The sequence below is a fragment of the Myxococcus vastator genome (assembly GCF_010894475.1).
In the GTDB taxonomy this organism is placed as follows: Bacteria; Myxococcota; Myxococcia; order Myxococcales; family Myxococcaceae; genus Myxococcus; species Myxococcus vastator.
In genome coordinates this window covers 1-18066 of sequence record NZ_JAAIYB010000144.1, presented here as the reverse complement: position 1 = coordinate 18066, position 18066 = coordinate 1, and the positions used below count along the sequence as shown (strand labels likewise).

The 18066-nt window shown below is 69.9% G+C and carries 11 protein-coding genes; 6 read left to right on the top strand and 5 right to left on the bottom strand.

Annotated elements, in window-relative coordinates:
• Positions 1-27: 27 nt before the first annotated feature.
• Together G4D87_RS16300 and G4D87_RS16295 are read right to left on the bottom strand one after the other, a co-directional pair.
• Positions 28-1824 carry an Ig-like domain-containing protein gene (locus G4D87_RS16300; RefSeq protein ID WP_338044975.1) on the bottom strand — a complete coding sequence of 599 codons (1797 nt, stop codon included), beginning with the start codon at positions 1822-1824 and terminating at the stop codon, positions 28-30.
• A gap of 266 nt (positions 1825-2090) precedes the next feature.
• Positions 2091-3836, bottom strand: coding sequence for a carboxypeptidase-like regulatory domain-containing protein (locus G4D87_RS16295; RefSeq protein ID WP_240358325.1), 1746 nt, complete (start codon positions 3834-3836; stop codon positions 2091-2093).
• Between the two features lie 163 nt (positions 3837-3999).
• Between G4D87_RS16295 and G4D87_RS16290 the strand changes: the two genes are divergently transcribed.
• Together G4D87_RS16290 and G4D87_RS16285 are read left to right on the top strand one after the other, a co-directional pair.
• The gene (locus G4D87_RS16290; protein ID WP_163782992.1) at positions 4000-4452 is read left to right on the top strand and encodes an HIT family protein; all 453 of its coding nucleotides are present in this window, start codon (positions 4000-4002) and stop codon (positions 4450-4452) included.
• Positions 4453-4521: 69 nt separating this feature from the next.
• Positions 4522-9162, top strand: a complete 4641-nt coding sequence (locus tag G4D87_RS16285; protein WP_163782991.1) for an AAA domain-containing protein — start codon at positions 4522-4524, stop codon at positions 9160-9162.
• A 13-nt stretch (positions 9163-9175) separates the two neighbouring features.
• On the opposite strand, the gene G4D87_RS16280 is transcribed toward G4D87_RS16285, so the two are convergent.
• Positions 9176-9802 carry a Uma2 family endonuclease gene (locus G4D87_RS16280; protein WP_163782990.1) on the bottom strand — a complete coding sequence of 209 codons (627 nt, stop codon included), beginning with the start codon at positions 9800-9802 and terminating at the stop codon, positions 9176-9178.
• A gap of 100 nt (positions 9803-9902) precedes the next feature.
• Here G4D87_RS16280 and G4D87_RS16275 point away from each other — a divergent pair, with 100 nt between their 5' ends.
• The 4 genes from G4D87_RS16275 (at position 9903) to G4D87_RS16260 (ending at position 17426) form a co-directional block, all read left to right on the top strand.
• Positions 9903-12779 (top strand): TonB-dependent receptor domain-containing protein, encoded by a 2877-nt coding sequence (locus tag G4D87_RS16275; RefSeq protein WP_163782989.1) that lies wholly within the window; start codon positions 9903-9905, stop codon positions 12777-12779.
• 1 nt (position 12780) lies between these two features.
• Entirely contained in the window at positions 12781-13227 is a 447-nt protein-coding gene (locus tag G4D87_RS16270; RefSeq protein WP_163782988.1) for a GNAT family N-acetyltransferase, read from the top strand.
• A gap of 397 nt (positions 13228-13624) precedes the next feature.
• Positions 13625-16540: a cell wall anchor protein gene (locus tag G4D87_RS16265; protein WP_163782987.1), complete on the top strand. Its 2916-nt coding sequence runs from the start codon at positions 13625-13627 to the stop codon at positions 16538-16540.
• A 292-nt stretch (positions 16541-16832) separates the two neighbouring features.
• Positions 16833-17426 (top strand): Coq4 family protein, encoded by a 594-nt coding sequence (locus G4D87_RS16260; protein WP_163782986.1) that lies wholly within the window; start codon positions 16833-16835, stop codon positions 17424-17426.
• A 179-nt stretch (positions 17427-17605) separates the two neighbouring features.
• On the opposite strand, the gene G4D87_RS16255 is transcribed toward G4D87_RS16260, so the two are convergent.
• Together G4D87_RS16255 and G4D87_RS16250 are read right to left on the bottom strand one after the other, a co-directional pair.
• The gene (locus G4D87_RS16255) at positions 17606-17842 is read right to left on the bottom strand and encodes a hypothetical protein (RefSeq protein ID WP_163782985.1); all 237 of its coding nucleotides are present in this window, start codon (positions 17840-17842) and stop codon (positions 17606-17608) included.
• Positions 17839-18066, bottom strand: a 228-nt coding sequence (locus G4D87_RS16250; protein WP_205507607.1) for a hypothetical protein, incomplete at its 5' end; no start/stop codon positions are given. The genes G4D87_RS16250 and G4D87_RS16255, both read right to left, overlap by 4 nt.

Sequence of the window (18066 nt, the reverse complement as noted above, 5' to 3'; positions counted from 1 at the left end):
GGCGGGCGGCGGAACGACGACGGGTGCTCAGTTGTTGGAGCGGTAGACGTAGAGGTGCGTGTGGTTGAAATCGCCACCAATCGCCTCTATGCGGGCCAGTACGGACTGGCCCAGTTCATTCATCGCCACGCGGCTGTACAGGGGCACTCTGCCCGGTTGGGGGCGCAGCAAACCACCCACGGGACTCCAGGCCGCGCCATCCCAGCGCTGGACGTACGAAACCTCAGGTTCGCCAGCGAACTCAGGCTCACTGAGGAGGACCACCGTATCGCCCCCCTTGTCGATACCGAGCATTGAGATGACAGTATCGGTTGTCCCCGGGAACAGCCCACCGACACGATTCCCCATCCGCACCCAAGAACTCCCGTCGAAACGGAAGACGAGCGCATCCAGCGCGCCGTCTGAGTTCTGGGCCGCGCCTACTCGGATCAGGCTATCGGAGGCATCGAGCGCAACGCCACGAAACAATCCAGTCAAGGGAGGGACCTGAAACTCCCACCCGGTCCCATTCCAACGCTGAATGTAGACCTGCGCATTTTGGTCCGGGCCCGTTTCCCCCCATAGAACGACAGGGCGTCCCGTCGTATCCAGCATCAATGCCACGCCATTCACCAACCACGTTGGATTGACCTTGAGGGCGCCCCCCAGGGCCGCCCAGGCAACTCCATCCCAGTGCCAAACACTCACCTGGGATTGCCCTCCCCGGTATTCACGAAGCGCCATCGCCATGACGCCGCCTGCATTCGCATCAAACGCAAAAAAGTCAACGCTTGCCGATTCCATGAGCGGAGTCACGGGCGCCCCTACAGCATTCCAAGCACCATTCTCCCATCGGCGGACATGAGCGGAAATCGGGCTCCCCGAAACAGATTGGAGCCAGGCAACAAGTGGAGCGTGGCCATTAGGAATTCTGAGCGTAGCGTTAGAAACGTAGGCGCCATATCCTGACTCCCCCAGGACCTCGCCCACTGGCTGCCAGGAACTTCCATTCCACCGTTTGACGTAGACCCCCAGCAGCTGGCGTATGGAGCCATTGACATAAGCGACAACTGGCTGTTCATCCGCATCGACCGCCAGGGAAGCAAACTGTGCGGTCTCAAGTTCCTCGGGTGCGCTCGAAACAGCGGCCCCTAGGGACAGGTATCCTGGAGCCGTCCACTCCCAAGCCTCGGCGGGCAAAGCCACCGCGTTACCTGCGAGATCCGTCAGAGAGGCGGCGAGCCTCACGCTCATGACGGTGTCCACCGGAAGCGCTTCCTCCAATTCCAATTCAAGCGAAGCACCATCCGAAGAAAGGCGCGGTACGGCGGCAATCTCCGAGCCGTCAGACAAGAGCGCCACGGAGTCGAGCGTCACCGTCCCTGGATCCAATGCCTCTGAAAAAACAGCTTGAATGGTCTGCCGCACCGAAACAGTGCGTGTTCCCGGCAAAGGCATCTGTTGGACCAACCGTGGTGCTGTCCGGTCCACGACGAGCGACTTTGCCTCACTCACGAACGTGCGCTCCCCCACGGCCGCCTTCACAGCGAAAGTATGCGTTCCCTCGTCAAGGGCATGCGTGCTCCACCGCAGTTCATGCGGCGGCGCGAGTTGGGCAACCACGACTCCGTTGACGAGCAACTCCACCGTGTCCGGAGCACCTCCACTCACGGACGCTCGGACCACGACATCGCTGTTGGTCACTGCGCGTGACAACGTCAATGACACCGTGGGGCTCGGCGTGCCCGAATCGGGATGTTCAGGCACGGCCTCAACTTCCGGCACGTTGATACAAGCCCCAAGCAAGGTACTGAACCACACTGACAAGAGTCGGATGAATCTCATATGGCCGGTTTTCGGATGCAGCAGCCATTCCCAGGAAAGGTGGACTTTGCTGCCCCCAAAGGCTTGGATATTCGATGACTTACAGAGCAGGAGCCGTCCGAGCCCACCCGAGGCACACCACACCTTGGACCCTGGGTCCGGGTAGGTGGACACTTTCTCCGACCGGCACACTTCGACTTCCAAAAGACAGCACCCCCGCGGGGAAATGCCCCACGGGGGTGCCTGTTCAAGCCCAAGCGTCTAGCGAAGCAGACGTGCCTGAGAACTCACGGCAGGGCGGGAGGAGGAGCAGGATGCACGCCAATCCCCGTGATGGCCACATCGCTCGTAAGAGGCTGGCCCCAGATGTTCTCGTAGGTCCCGCTGATCCCGCGACTCCCCAGCTTCGAGAAGCCCACCGTAATCTCGGTTCCGAGCAGATTGGGGTTGTTCGGCCCAGCATAAATGAAACGGAACCGGGAGCTGTATCCCGACCTGATGATTGGGAACACAGGGTTTTGGATAGGCGTGGTGGTATACAGCGGGGCCGTCGGCTCGGCCTCGAGCAGGTCGAATCCCGTCAGGAAGCCCTTTTCACCTTGCGCATCGCCGAGCGTGCCGCTGTTGTTCAAGTCGATGTTGAAAAAGATTTGAACGCGCTCCCCAGTCGCGACTTTGCTCGCAATCGGATGCGTGAAGTAAACATAAACATCTTCACCGACATTCAACTGGCCCGAAGTCGGGAGTGTCACTGACGTTTCATGGTACCGCGACTCTGCGATAGCCGTCGGCTGCTGCGGTCCGCGAGGCTCACCCGCGAAGAAGAAGCCCCGGGAGCTGAACAGCGAGCCGCCCTCGGCGGACACCGCGCGCACGTCCAGGTTGTACTCCCTACCCTCGACGATGGGCCCGGGGTTGACCGTCGCGCTGTATCCGCCGTTGTTCACGGTCGCCGTCACGCCCAGCGATTCACGCGCATCCTCGTTGGTCATGCGCACGAGCAGCGAGTCCTGCTGAATCGGCTGGTTGAAGAACACGTGGATGGGCTCGCCGGGGCGAACCAGGTTGCGCAGCGGGTGCAGGTCGGCGGCGGCGCCCCGGAGGCTGGCCACGTTGCTGCTCTCGATGCTCAGCGGCACGTTCTGCGGCCGCGAGTACGGCAGGCTGATGAGCCGCGTGGTGCCGTTGGCCACCACCTCGGCCCCAGAATACGTGCTGACGTAGCCGCCCGTCTCCGGGATGCCGTCGCCGTTACTGTCCATGGGCGACACCCACAGCTTGTACTGCCCGGCGCCGTTGCGCAGGCGCGCCAGCTCCGACGCGCTCGGGATGCCCGTGAAGGACAGCAGGCCCTGCTCGTTCGCGGTCGCCTCCACCACGACGGAGCTCACCATCGACGAGGATTGGTCACCGTTGTTGATGGACCCCGCCGGCGTGGCCTCCAGCGTCGCCCGGGTCCCCGCCGCGGGACGGCCCGTCGGCGTCACCACCAGGAAGTTCAGCGTGCCGTCCAGCCGCGTCAGCGTGATGGGGCCGAAGCTCGCGTTGCCGTTGTTGATGGGGACGTTGCCCGCCGTCGTCGGCACCGTCGCCTGCGCGCGCAGCGTGGCGTAGCCCGCCTTGGAGAACGTCAGCAGCACCTGCGCGCCGCCCGGCACGTTCGTGTAGGTGAAGTTGCCCTTCGCATCCGAGAGGGCCGCCACCGGCTCCGCAGAGCTGCCGATGGTCATCTCCACCGAGACCTCCGTCAGGGGCTGCAGGCTCGTGCTCAGCACCTGGCCCGACACCGTGCCCTTGGGATTGGCCGGCGTCACCACCGTCACCGAGTCAGGTTCACGCACGCCGTCCGCGATTCCGTCTCCGTCCGCGTCAACCAGGTCGTCGCCACAACCGAACGCCAGGAACGGAACCACGGCCATAACCAGATGCTTCTTCATCTTCCCCGCCTTGAAAGAAAAGTCCCCAACTATCACCGCCTCGACATTCCATGAGGCACCAGCCGGACACTCTCCGACACTTGCCCGTTCCGTCAAGAAGCCCCCCTGGATTCAGAGCCGGTTCTCATCCGCCGAGACGCCGGTGGCCGGGTGTGTCACGGATCACTCGGAGAACCCCGAATGCCCCCATGGACATGAGTCACTGCTGACCCGACGGCGTGACCCACCCGGGCTTTCCGCGGGCTGCTAGCGTGAGCCCATGCCGGATGTCTTGGATGTGAATGACCCCTGTCTGGGCTGCGCCATCGTGCGGGGTGCGACGCGGCCCGTGGGCGGCGTCATCGCCCGCGCGCCGGGGCTGGTGCTGCATGGCGTGGCGGGCCCCAGCCCCGTGCCCGGCTGGGTCGTCCTCTCCAGCGCCCAGCATGTGCGCGCCTGGTATGACCTGGAGCCGGACGCGGCGAGCGAGCTCGGCCCCTTCACCGCCCGGGTCATGCGCGCCCAGCGCGAGGTGCTGGGCGCCGAACACGCCTACGCCTTCGCCATTGGCGATGTGCTGCGCCACTTCCACCTGCACCTCGTCCCCCGCTATCCCCAGACGCCGCAGCGGCTCTGGGGCCGCGCCGTCTTCGACGCTCCCCCCGCCGACCACCTCCCCGCGCGGGAGCTGGAGGCCGCGGCCCAGGCGCTCGCCGCCGCGCTGGGGGACTGAAGGCCCGGGCCCAGCGCCCTCCTCGCGTGATAGAGACAGCGGCCTCCCCTCCCGTCGAGAGGTGCCGCCTTGTCGCCCGAGCCCCGCAACCGCGTCCTGGAAAAGATGCTCGAGCGGCTCTACGCCGCGCTCGCATCCGGCCCCAGCCTCCACAGCCGGCCGCACAACAGCCGCCAGCGCGTGGACCTCGCCACGCTGAGCCGGCTGGATGGCACCGCGCCGCACACCGTGCTGGCCGCCCTGCTCGGCGAAAAGGCCCAGGCCCGGCTCGGCGTGAAGCCGCCACCTCCCGAGGCCCGCGCGCGCAAGGGCTCCGCCCAGGTCCGCACCGCTCGCTCCCGGGACGACGAGGCCACGGAGATGGATGCCGACGACATGCTGGACGCGGCACCCACGGCCGCGCACGCGCTGGACGACGATGGCGTCCGTTCCCGCGACGCGGCCTCCGACGCCGCGCTTCCGCTGGACGCCCCCCAAGGGCCTACGCGCGACGTGGCCTCCGACGCCGCGCTTCCGCTGGACGTCCCCCAAGGGCCTACGCGCGACGTGCCCCCCGACACCGAGGCACCACCGGACGAGGCCCACCCGGCCTCCCGCGCGGAGGAGGAACAGCAGGCCCTGCTCCGCAAGCTGGCCGCCATCGTCGAGGACGCCCGCACCTTCGAGCAGGACACCGGCGCCCACGTCCTCCACGTGGGCTTCCCCCTGCTCCACCTGCCTCCCGGCGCCAAGGACAAGCGCGGCTTCGGCACCCGGCGCATCCTGGCCCCCATCGCCTTCATCCCCGTGCGGCTCACCCTCAAGAGGGGCCGCATGCCGTCGGTGGAGTTGGAGAGCGCCGAGGCCGGCGTGGACCGCGTCGCCCCCAACACCGCGCTGCTCGCCTGGCTGGAGCAGCAGACCGGCCAGCGGCTGGGCGACCTCTTCGCGGATGAAACGGGCGCGGACCCGTGGCGCGAGCTGAACGAGCTGGTGGCCGCCGTGTGCAAGGCCCTGGAGCTGCCCGTGCCCGCGCCGTTCACGCCGCAGACCCTCCTGGCCCCCGTTCCGCGTGGCGACGATGCCCAACCCCAGGCCGCCATCCTCCCCAGCGCCGTGCTGGGCCTGTATCCCCTGTCCAACCAGAGCCTCGTGGACGACATGCGCGCGCTCCTGGACGGCGAGCCCATCTCCGGCCCGCTGGAGAGCTTCCTCCGCGTGGACGTGTCGCTCGGCCTGCCCCCGGGCCACGGCGGCGGTGAGCCCAACCTGGAGGGACTCAAGCGCGCGGACGAGGAGCGGCTCGTCACGCTCGCGGACCCGTGCCAGGCGCGCGCGGTGCGGCTGGCGCGCAGCAGCCGGGGGCTCGTCATCCATGGGCCTCCGGGCACGGGCAAGTCGCAGACCATCGCCAATGCCATTGGCGACCACCTGGCGCGCGGGGAGCGCGTGCTGCTCGTCTGCGACAAGCGCACCGCGCTGGACGTGGTGAAGCACCGCCTGGACCACCTCGGCCTGGGGCACCTGTGCGCCGTCGTCCATGACGCCCAGCGGGACCAGCGCGACCTCTACATGGGCATCCGCGAGCAGCTCGACGCGCTGCCGGAGACACGCACCCACGCGGCCGTGGCCAAGGAGCTGGCGCGCATCGACACGGAGCTCCAGTCCCTCCACGACGCGCTGACGTCCGCCGACCGCGCCCTCTCCGAGCGCCCCGACGGAGGCACCGCGCCGTCCTTCCACGAGCTGGTGGGCCAGTGGTTCTCCGTGGACGCCCCCGCCTCGCTCACGCCCGCCGTGTCGAGTCTCTCCGATGCACGGCTGAGCGACGTGACGACGTGCGAGCGCGAGGTGCGCGAGGCGCTGGAGCGCGGTGGCAAGGAGGGCTACCCGGAGAACCCCTGGCGTGAGGCCCTGGGCGGGGACCTGGCCAGCTACCTCGCGACGCCTCTGGCCACCTATCGCGAGCGGCTGGGCGCCGTCGACAGCGCGGCGCGGGACGCCGATGCGCTCGTGTCAGCGGACGTGCCTGTCTTCGGCGCGGACCCGCGCGCGGAGGGCGCGGCGCGCGCCGCCTTCGCGGAGAGGCTGGCGCCGCTGTTGGAGTCCGCCCGGCCGGACGTCCTCGCGCGCTGGGGCGCGGCGGCTCCGGACGGGGTCCAGGCCGCGCGGACCCAGCTCGACGGGCTGGCGGCGCAGCGGCAGGTGCTCGCGGAGGGGCCGCTGGACGCGGAGCTGGCGCTGGTCCACCGCGAGCAGCCCCAGGCCTTGAGTGTACTGGCCCCCGCGATGGCCGCGCTGGGCTCGTACCTGGACATCGCGCGCAAGTGGTACGCGTTCTTCTACTTCGCGCGGAAGGCCGGGGCCCGCCGGGTGCTCCAGCAGTTCGGCCTGACGTTGAGCATCCTCGCCGCCGAGCGCGTCACGCGGTTCTTCACGGGCGTGAAGGCCCGCGCGCTGCTCACCGAGTATCACCGCACGACGCTCGTCCCGGGCGACACCTCGACGCTCACCGACGAGGCCCTGTCCCAGACGCTTCGCACCCACGCGGCGCTCTTCGAGCTGCTGCAGGAGCTGGAGCGCACGCCCTTGCTCGCGTCGTGCCGGGACGCGGTGCGGGCGGCCTTGACGGCGGACGCGGGGGCTCGCGCGGCGCTGCTGGCGGGCCTGCGACTGTCCGCGGCTCGAGGAGACGCCGTCGCGCGGCTGGAGGCCCGGCTCGCCGAAGCGGGGCTCTTCTGCGCGCCGTGGCTCGACTCGCGCTCACGTGGGCTGCGCGCGGGCGAGCGTCTGGCATCCGTCACCTCGGCCCTGGTGTCACGGCTCCCCACCGTGGAAGGGCTGCTGCGCATGCGCGCGGTGCTGGCGGGCATGCCTCCGGCGCTGGAGTCCGCCGTGGAGCGGCTGGCCCGCCAGGGCGCGGAGGCCGAGGCGGGCTGGCGCGCGGTGCTCAAGGCGACGCTGGCGGCGGAAGCGTCCGCGCGCCTGAGGGAGGCTCCGGCGCTCCAGCACATCGACGCCGAGCGCGTGCGCACCACCCATGCGCACTACCGCGCGCTGGAGGAGAAGAAGCGAGTCCTCGTGCGCGACGCCCTGGTCCACCGCTGGACGCAGCGCCAGCGTGAGCGGCTGCTCGCAGTCACGGGCGGCCGGCTCAATGGCCAGGGCGCGGAGCTGCGCCGGCGGCTGCTGCTGCGGGGCGAGCGCGCCATGCGCGTGCGTCAGGTCATCGCCACCGGTCAGGGCATCGAAGGGGGCGACCCGCTCTTCGACCTCCGCCCCGTGTGGATGGCCAGCCCGCAGACCGTGGCGCAAATCTTCCCCCGCCGCCCCATCTTCGACGTCGTCATCTTCGACGAGGCCTCGCAGTGCCGACTGGAGGAGGCCCTGCCCGTCCTCACCCGCGCGCACCGCGTGGTCATCGCCGGAGACCCGAAGCAGCTGCCACCCACGCGCTTCTTCGAATCCGCCGTGGTGCAGAGCGCGGAGCAGGAGGCCGAAAACGAGCAGGGCCTCTTCGAGGAGCAGCAAGCCGAGGTGGAGGACCTGCTGTCGGCGGCGCTCAACCTCGACATCGACCAGTGCTACCTGGACGTGCACTACCGCTCGCAGAACGCGGACCTCATCGCCTTCAGCAACGACCACTTCTACGACAAGCGGCTCCAGGCCATCCCCGCGCACCCATCCCACCAGGTGCCCCACGCGCCACTGCGGCTGCTCCACGTAGGAGGCACCTATGAAAAGCGCACCAACCTGGTGGAGGCCCGCGCCGTGGGCACGCTGGTGAAGGAGCTGCTCTCACGGCCCGAGCCGCCGTCCATTGGCATCGCGTGCTTCAACCTCACCCAGCGCGACACCCTCAACGACGTCCTCGACGAGATGGCCGCCAGCGACGCATCGTTCGCGTCGCGGCTGGCCGAAGCCCGCGTGCGCCGGGGCTCGGGCTCGTTCGAGGGGCTCTTCGTGAAGAACCTGGAGAACGTCCAGGGCGACGAGCGGGACCACCTCATCATCAGCACCACCTACGGCCCGGACCGGCACGGCCGCTTCTACCGGCGCTTCGGTCCGCTGGGCAGCGCGGGCGGCGGCCGGCGCCTCAACGTGCTGGTGACGCGGGCGCGGGAGCAGATTCACCTCGTCACCTCGATTCCGCGCGAGTCCTACCTGTCCGCGCCCCCCATGGAAGCGGGCCGGCAGCCCAACGGCGGCTGGCTCCTCTTCGCCTACCTGCGCTTCGCGGAGGCCCTGGAGTCGGCCTACGCCCAGGCGGCCGAGGGCCAGCCCGAGGACACGATGTCCCAGACGCCGCGGCCCGCCCAGACAGCGGAGGTGTTCGTGCGGCCCACGGACGCGGGCTCGGCCTTCGCGCGGGCCCTGGCCGGACACCTGGCCACCCAGCACCGCGTGTCGTCGAATGTCCACTGGGGCAATGACGGCTTCTGCGTGGACGTCGCGCTCCGGCACCCCACCCGGCCGGGCGACGTCACCGTCGGCGTGCTGTGTGACGGCACGCGCTACCCCAAGGCCGCGGACCGCGTGGAGTGGGACCTCTTCCGCACGGGCGTGCTGGAGGGCCAGGGCTGGCAGCTCGTGCGCATGTGGACGCCCTCCTTCTTCCGCGACCCCGAGGGTGCCACCACCCAGGTCCTCCAGGCCGCGGGCGACAAGCTGATGCGCGAGCCTTCCGCCTCACCTGAGGCGGCCATGTCCGCGCGGGGTGTGGTTCACTGAGGCGAAGGGGACGTCACTTCGCCTTCGCCTCCGGCAACCACAACACGCCGAGCCTCAGCTCGACCGCCTCGAAGGGCTCGGCGCGGACGCGCTCGTCGTCCGACCAGGTGCCCTGTTCGAGCCACTGCCCCCTGCTCAGCCGGAACACCTCCAGCGTCCGCGCCTGAGGGTCCACGAGCCACACGTGCCCGACGCCCTCCCGCGCGTAGATGCGCTTCTTGCGCGAGCGGTCCAGGGCCGCCGTGGAAGGCGAGAGCACCTCGCAGACCCAGTCCGGTGCCAGCGTGAAGAAGGACGTATCCGGGACCTCCGGCATCCGGTCGCGGCGCCAACCCGCCAGGTCCGGCACCAGCACGTCCGCGCCGAGGTGCAGCTCTGGCTCATGCAGAATCCACCAGCCCCCGGGGCCGCCCTGGCCCAAATCGAAGGGATTGAACAGCCCGCTGAGCAGTGCCGAGCTCGCCCGCGCATGCCGACTGGCCGGACGCGGCTGGGCAATCAGCTCCCCGTCGATAATTTGCCCCACCTGGTGCTCCGGCAGCGCCACCAGGTCCTCGTAGGTCGCCGGGCGCTTCGTCTCGTGGCCCATTCCCGTGTCCCGTTCCTCTCTCACCGTGATGACCGGCTGCTCCTGAATCATGGCCCCCGCCTCCCTGGAGTGGAACCCCACCCCACGTTGCATGTCCAGGCCCGATACCACCTAACAGGTCTGACACCCAGCGACCAACCTTCAAGCCCCCATGGACCTCTCACCCCGGAGAGGGAAGAATGCTCGGCGCCCCATGCGTGCCTCCCGTTCTTTCGCGTTCGTCCTCTCGATGTTCCTCCTGTCCGCGCCTGTGCTCGCGGACAACAACGCGGATGAAGCGGACATCGCGTTCGAGCTCGGCAACGATGCCTATTCCAAGGGGCAGTACGCCGAGGCGCTGCGCTCCTACTTCACCAGCTACCGGCTGGTGCCCAACCGGAACGTCCTCTTCAACATCGCCCGCTGCTTCGAGGCGCTGGGCAAGTTCAACGAGGCGTACCGCTACTACAACGACCTGCTCGCCGAGGACCTGCCCAGGGACGACGCCGCCGAGGTCTCCCGCTCCGTGGACCGGCTCCGTCCCAAGGTCGCGCTGGTGCGCGTCACCACCAACCCCAAGGGCGCCGACGTCTACGTGGACCGCATGGACCTGGGCAGCCGGGGCCGCTCTCCGCAGACGCTCGCGCTGACGCCCGGCCGTCACAAAGTCATGGTGAAGAAGGACGGCTACCGCCCCGCGGAGGCCACGCTCACCCTGGTGCGCGGCCGGGAGACGGACCAGACCTTCGACCTGGCGCTCATCACCGGCGGCGTGGAGGTGACGGGCACGCCGGCGGGCGCCGAGATTCGCGATGCCCCCAACGGCAACGTCCTGGCTCGCGTCCCCGGCCGCGTGCGGCTGCCTCCCGGTCAGCGCGTGCTGCACGTGCGCGCCCCCGGCTACGCACCCGGCCAGTACGTGGTGGACGTCCCCGCCGACGGCAACGTGCCTGTCGCCGTGGCGCTGCGGCCCCAGGACCGGCCCACCGGGCGGCTCGTCGTCACCGCCAACCGCGACGGCGCCACGGTGCGCGTGGATGGCAAGCCCGCGGGCTTCACCCCCACCGTCGTCACCCTCCCCGAGGGCGAGCACACGCTGGAGGTGGAGAGCCGCGAGGTGCGCCCGCTGCGCCAGACGGTGAAGGTGGTGGCCGAGGAGGAAGTGAAGGTCCACGCCGAGCTGCGCTACGCGCCGCCTCCGGTGCGCGCCGCCTCCAAGAGCCTGGTCGCCGTCGACGAAGCGCCCGCCTCCACCACCGTACTCTCCCAGGAGGAGCTGCGCGCCTTCGGCTGGCGCACCGTCGCCGAGGCCGTGGCCGGTGTGCGCGGCTTCTATCTCACCGACGACCGGACCTATACGTACATGGGCGTGCGCGGCTTCTCCCCGCCGGGGGACCTCAACACGCGCATCCTCATCCTCTGGGATGGCCACGCCATGAACGACGTCTGGGCCGGCCAGGGCTTCGCCGCCCGCGACCTCAGCGTGGACATCCAGGAAGTGGAGCGCATCGAGGTGGTGCGTGGCCCTGGCAGCGCCCTGTACGGCACGGGCGCCTTCTTCGCCGTCATCAACGTGGTGCCCCGGGAGTCCCTGGGAGCGGACAAGCACCTGGAAGTCACCGGCGCGGTGGGCGCGCTCGGCACCACGCGGGGCCACGCCACCGCGTCGTGGGAGGACGGCAACCGGTCGGTGCTGGTGAGCGCCGCCGCCTTGACGGCCACGGGCGCGGACACCACCCGGCTGGGCGCCAACGGCCCCATCATCACCGGACTGGACGCGGAGCGCGCCGCAGGGGGCTCGCTCCGGGCCCGCGTGGGCGACCTGTCCTTCCAGGCCCAGTTCAACGTGCGCACCAAGGAGCTGCCCACCGCGCCCTACGGCACCGTGCCCGGCACGGAGGGCAACGTCGTGGAGGACCTGCGCGCCTTCGCCGAGGCCCGCTACGAGCGCCAGTTCACCGAGCGCTTCAGCCTGTCCGTGCGCGGCGCGTTCGACCTGAGCCGCTACGAGGGCACCTACGTCTACCCGGAGGAGGACGGCGGCGCCCGGACCGAGGGCGGCGCGGCGGACTGGCTCACCGGCGAGGCCCGCGCGCGCATCGGCCTGTTCGAGGGCAACGTCTTCACGCTCGGCGTGGAGGGCCAGGCGCAGCTCCGCGTCCGGCAGGACGCCGGTGACCTGCCCTTGGAGACCCAGGCGCGCACGCTGCTGTCCGCGTACCTGCTCGACGAGTGGAAGCTCCACCCGCGGCTGAGCGTGTCGGCTGGCCTGCGTCTGGACAAGTACGTGGACCTGGACAGCACGCCCATCACCCCGCGCCTGGCCGTCATCGCCCGGCCCTACGAGCGGGGCCTCACCAAGCTGGTGGCGGGCAACGCCTTCCGCGCGCCCAACGTCTACGAGCTCTACTACGCGGACGGCATCTCCCAGGCCGCGGCGCTGGGCCTGCGGCCGGAGACCATCACCACCTTCGAGCTGGAGCACTCGCACGACCTGACGGACGAGCTGCGCCTCACCGTCGCCGGCTATCACAACCGCATCTCCAGCCTGGTGCAGCTCAGCGCGGAGGACGCACCTTCAGGCGACTGCGGCACCGCCGCCTGTCTGCGCTTCATGAACGACGACGGCACCACGCTGGCCTGGGGCGCCGAGGCCGGCGTGCACTGGCAGCCGGGGCGCTGGCTGCTGGTGGACGTGAGCTACTCCTACGTGACGCTGCGCAACGCCTCGGAGGAGGTCTCCTCCGCGGCGCCCGCGCACCTGGTGGCGGGCCGGATGATGCTGCCCATTGGCGCCGGCGACATGCGCGTGGCCACCCAGGCCATCTACCAGAGCGCCCGGCCCACCGGCCCGGGCGGCGCGGACAGCGGGGAGGCGCTGCTGGTGGGCTTTGGCCTGTCGGGTGACTACGGCCCCCTGCGCTACTTCGCCGGCGTGCACAACCTCCTGGACGCCCGCTACGCGCTGCCGGTGTCGGACGAGAACTCCATCGCCCCCGTGCCGCAGTACGGCCGCACCTTCACGCTCCAGCTCACGGGGACGTTCTGACGTGACGGCCGGCGCCACCTTCACCTTCATCCACCCCGGACACCCGCTCTACGCGGGCGAGCTGGAGCTGCGCTTCCGCGTGCTGCGCGAGCCGCTTGGCTACACGCGTGACGACGTGGCCTTCCCCTTCGAGGCGGACAGCCTGCACCTGGTGGCACACCAGGGTGAGGCGGTGCTCGGCTGCGTCCTCTTCAACCCCGAGGAGGCCCACGGCGGGCGGCTGTTCCAGATGGCCGTGGCCTCCCACCTCCAGGGGCAGGGGCTGGGTGCCCAACTGGTGCGGACGTTGGAAGTGGAGCTGGCGCGGCGTGGCTTCACCCACGTCCACCTGCACGCGCGCGCCCCCGCGGTCCCGTTCTATGAGCGGCTGGGCTACGCCGTCTTCGGCGACCCCTACACCGAGGTGGGCGTCCCTCACCGAAACATGCGCAAGACGCTCGGGGCCTAGCGGACCTGCGAGCGCCTGGACCTCCTCGAACGCTGCTCCCGTGACGTGCGCGCGCTCCATCGCCGTCTTGATGTCCTCATTCACGCCTCGGCTGACGTCACGAGCCGGTCACAGCCACGGTCACGAGGCTTGCCTGGATGCCCACTCCTCGGGGTGCCGACCGCCCTTCGCGCCCTTGCACCGTGCGCAGATGTCTTTGGGCTTCGCGTTCTCCAAGTACTCCGCGTGACCGCATGGACAGGACTGCCACCTTCTTTCAATCCCACCCGACGATCCCAGCCGTTTCACGGCAGCTTTCCCGTGTCATGACAGTCGATTGCGCTTCTCGCTTCGGGGTCCTTCACATGGCCGATTCCCGGACCTCCTGTCCGGTGAGTCGGCACCCGATCGAAACCCCATGACCCCACTCCGAAGCCTGTGGATCGCGGCCGCCCTACTGATGGCCGCCTGTGGAACGACTGAGCTCGCGCAGCCCGACGACGTACAGGATGCGACGACGGCCCAGGGCCTCTCCACGCTCTCCGTGCGAGGAACCACCAGCGCGAGCGGCCTGGCCATCACCGCCCTCTCCATCCCCACCCCCGTCGGTACGGCCGCCGGAGATGTGCTGGTGATGCAGCTGAGCAACCGCGAGGCCGTCGCCGCCGTCGCCACCCCACCCGCTGGCTGGACGCTGCTGCGCTCCGAGCAGAGCGCCTCGGCCATCAAGTCCTGGCTCTTCCTCCGCGTGGCCAGCGCGGCCGAGCCGAGCAGTCACACCTTCACCCTCGACCTCGCCAGCGCCATGGCGGCCACCCTGGTCGCGGTGTCGGGCGCGGATCCGCTCCAGCCGATCGACGTGCACGTGGGCCAGAAGAATGGCAACAGCGCGAGCCTCGCGCTGCCCGTCGCCACCACGTCGTCCGCGAACGGCCTCGCGGTGTGGTTCTCGGCCCAGGTCTGGGGAGGCGCCGCGTGCCCCGCGGTCCACACCCCTCCGACGGGCTTCACCGAGCAGCTCGACACCTGCCTCGTCTCGTCGTCGCGCGGCGTGCTGCACAGCGCCGCCACCTCGGAGCTCGGGGCCGCAGGTGCCCAGCCCGCCTTCACCGGCAGCTCCACGCTCCCCAACACCAACATCACGCACGCGGTGGTGCTGCGTCCCCTCCAGCCGCCGGCCACCGGGGAGATCTCCCTCGTCGGCACCACGCACGCGAGCGGCAAGACGGTCACCAGCCTGACCCTCTCGACCCCTGCGGGCGTCGCCGCCGGTGACGTGCTGCTGGCGCACCTTGCGAACCGGAACCAGATCGGCGCCGAGCTCACCCCGCCTGCAGGTTGGACGCTGGTGCGCACCGACATGAGCACCTGGAGCATCCGCGGCTGGGTCTTCGTCCGCGTCGCCACCGCCAGCGAGCCCGCGAGCCACACCTTCCAGAGCTCCATCGCCAGCTACCTCGTCGGCAACCTCGTGGCGTATGCCGGCGTCGATCCGGCCAACCCGATCGACACGCACGCCGGCAAGAGCAACAGCGGCTCGACGGCCTTCACGACGCCGCAGGTGAGCACCTCGACCGCGGGCGGGGCCGCCGTCTGGTTCGGCGCGCAGGCGTGGACCGGCGCCGCGTGTCCGACCCCGGCGATCGAGCCCCCCGTGGGCTTCGCCGAGACCTACGACACCTGCCTGGTGTCCTCGTCCCAGGGCCTCGTCTTCAACGCCGCCTTCATGCCCCTCGCCGGTGCCGGCCTCCAGGGACCGTTCAACGGGAGCTCGACGTTCGCCGAGACCAACGTCGCGCAGGTCATCGCCCTTCGCCGCGCCGAGGTCGCGCCGTCCTCGGGGGTCGCGTTGCGCGGGAGCTCGCACCACAGCGGCCTGTCAATCGCTTCGCTGTCGATCCCCAAGCCGTCGGGGACCGAGGCCAACGACGCGCTCATCGCGCGGGTGAGCGTGCGCAACAACATCTCCGCGACCGTCACGCCGCCCGCCGGCTGGACGTTCCTGCGCTCGGAGCAGAGCGCCTGGGCCATCCGCACCTGGATCTTCTACCGCGTCGCGGGCGCCTCCGAGCCTGCAAGCTACGCGTTCGAACTGGACGCGACCACCCACATGGCGGGGAGCGTGGAGGCCTTCAGCGGCGTCGATCCGGTCCAGCCCATCGACGTGCACGCAGGCCAGAAGAACGGCAACTCCGCGTCGTTCACCGTGCCCGACGTGGTGACCGGCAGCGCAGGTGGCCTCGCCGTCTGGTACGGCTCACAGGTCTGGCCGGACGCCACCTGCCCTGCCACCGGCATCGAGCCGCCGCTCGGCTTCACCGAGGCCTTCGACGCGTGCCTGGGTCACACCAACGGACTGCTCTTCAATGCGGCCTACCGGTCGCTCACCGCGCCGGGCCTCCAGGCGGGCCTCTCCGGCAGCTCCGCGTTCGTTCAGACCAACACCGCGCACGTGATCGTCCTGCGCGCCGCCAACGCCCCCACCTGCATGGTCGGCGACACGTACGCGAGCACCTTCACGCTCCAGGGCACCGTGACCGCGCCGGAAATCGTGGAGCCCTCGGGCCTGGCCGCGAGCCGCGTGGTCGGCAACGCGCTCTACGTGCACAACGAGGACACCACCGCGCTCGTCGCGATCGACACGCTCAACGCGAGCACGATTGGCACGTTCAACGTGACCAACGTGACGCCGGCCGACTGGGAGGACCTCGCAACCGGGCCCTGCCCGAGCGGCTCGTGCATCTTCATTGGTGACATCGGGAAGTGGAGCGCCAACTTCCCCGCGGGTGGCAGCCCCACGTCGTTCACGATCTACCGCGTGCCCGAGCCGGATCTCGCCAACGGCCAGACCTCGGGGGGGCTCGTCGCCGAGGCCTTCCCGTTCGTCTATCCGGACGGCGCGAAGGACGCGGAGTCGCTGATGGTGCACCCCACCACCGGGGACATCTACGTCGTCACCAAGAACGGGGGCACGGGGCAGAGCGGCGTGTACAAGTTCCCCCAGCCGCTGACGCCGGGCGTGCAGGCCACGCTGCTCCACGTCCACACGATCCAGCTGCCGCTGAACGGAGACGCCAACTTCTCGGCCGCGACCGCGGCGGCGATCCACCCATGCGCGGATCGCTTCCTCCTTCGCACCTACCGCACTGTCTACGAGTTCCGTGCGACGCCGGGACTTGGCTTCGAGTCGGCCGTCTTCGCGACGCCCGTCACGCTGACCGACACCACCGAGGGCCAGGGTGAGGCGATCGAGTACGAGGCCAACGGCGCGAGTTACTTCACGATGAGCGAGAGCCCCTCGCCCTTCAAGCTCAAGCGCGTGCCCCTGCTGTAGGACCGCGTCGACACGCCGAGGAGCGAGGCCGGTCGTGGGGCACGTCCCCATGGTCGGCCTTGCTGTTTCGAGTTGGGAGCTCGCGCTCGGTGCCGCCGTTCACGCGGTCGTACACACGGCGTCCCGCCTGAAGCCCAGGCACACCCGCGGGCCGGAGCATGAGCACCGGTCCCCGCGCGCATCGCCGGGCCTGATGCCTCTCCTCGAACGCGACGTGCGGCACGGAGGTCTCCGCGTCAGACTCCTTGCGAACCCGCGGGGCAGCTGCGCCCGCTGCGAGGGAGTCCACGCGATGGAGACCATGGCCACGGCGCTGCGACGCTACTTCGACGAGAGCGGCTTCGGAGAGGACGGCGGGTACGCGTCCGATTGGGTCGACTTCAAGCTCGGCCCCCTCCCCTTCCCGCTCCCCAACACCGAGGCTCGCAAGCGCGCGGTGCGCTTCCACGATCTGCACCACGTCCTCACCGGCTATCGCACCGACCTCACTGGCGAGTTCGAGATCTCCGCGTGGGAGATCGGCGCGGGCTGCGGCGACTTCCACGCGGCCTGGGTGCTCAACCTCTCGGGCATGACCGGGGGGCTGCTGACGGCCCCGGTGCGCACCTGGCGCGCGTTCGTCCGCGGGCTCGACGAGCAGTCCACCTACGGGCGCGACTACGAGGCGCTGCTCGAGCGCAACGTCGAGGACCTGCGCGCGGAGCTCGGGATCGGAGCGGGTCCCCACCGAGCGGGCCTCGGCGCCGCGCTTCGCTTCGCCGCGGCGCTCACCGCGGGCGCGGTGGTCGGCTCGCTGATGATGCTGGTGCTCGTCTCTCCCATCACCCTGGCGCTCTGGTGGCGAGGCCGAAGGGCCAAGGCCCAGGCGCTGGCCGCCGCGCCCTGAGGGAACGGAGAGCCGCGTGGTGCGAAGCTGCTTCGCGCTGTGGTGGGAGGTCAGCTCGTAGCCGAGCGCGCCGAGCAGCACCGTGCCCACGAGCGTCGCGCCGAACATGGTGCCGGCGTGAGAGGAATCGAGAAGCTGCATGGTCGTCGTGCTCACGGTCATGCCGACGGCCATGCCCATCAGCACGCCCCACCAGGCGCCATCGCCGCCATCCAGTGGCCCACCAGCAGGGTCCCGCCCAGCAGGCCCAGCCCGGCACCGATGGTGCCGCCCGTGACGAGTGCCGCGAAGGAGAAGAAGCCTTGGCGCCGTCCCTCGCACATCGCGAGATTGGCGTTCAGGTAGCCACCCGTGCCCAGGAGCGCTCCGCCGGCGGCCCCACCCAGCGACGCGACCGCGAAGCGAGGCAGGTTCACGCCCAGGAGCGAGGTGCCTGCGCGCTGCGCCTCGCCGTCAGCGGGAGGCTGGCGAGCGTCGAAGCGAAGCTGGCGTGCGCGTCCTGGGCAACCGCCTCGACCACCGCGGCCTCGGGGGTCTGGGCCTGCACGCCGATCGGCGCGAGCATCGCCAACAGCAGGAGCATCCAACCGGTCATCGACGTCACGCGCGCATAAGAGGAATGGGGGCCCTGTTGAGGGGG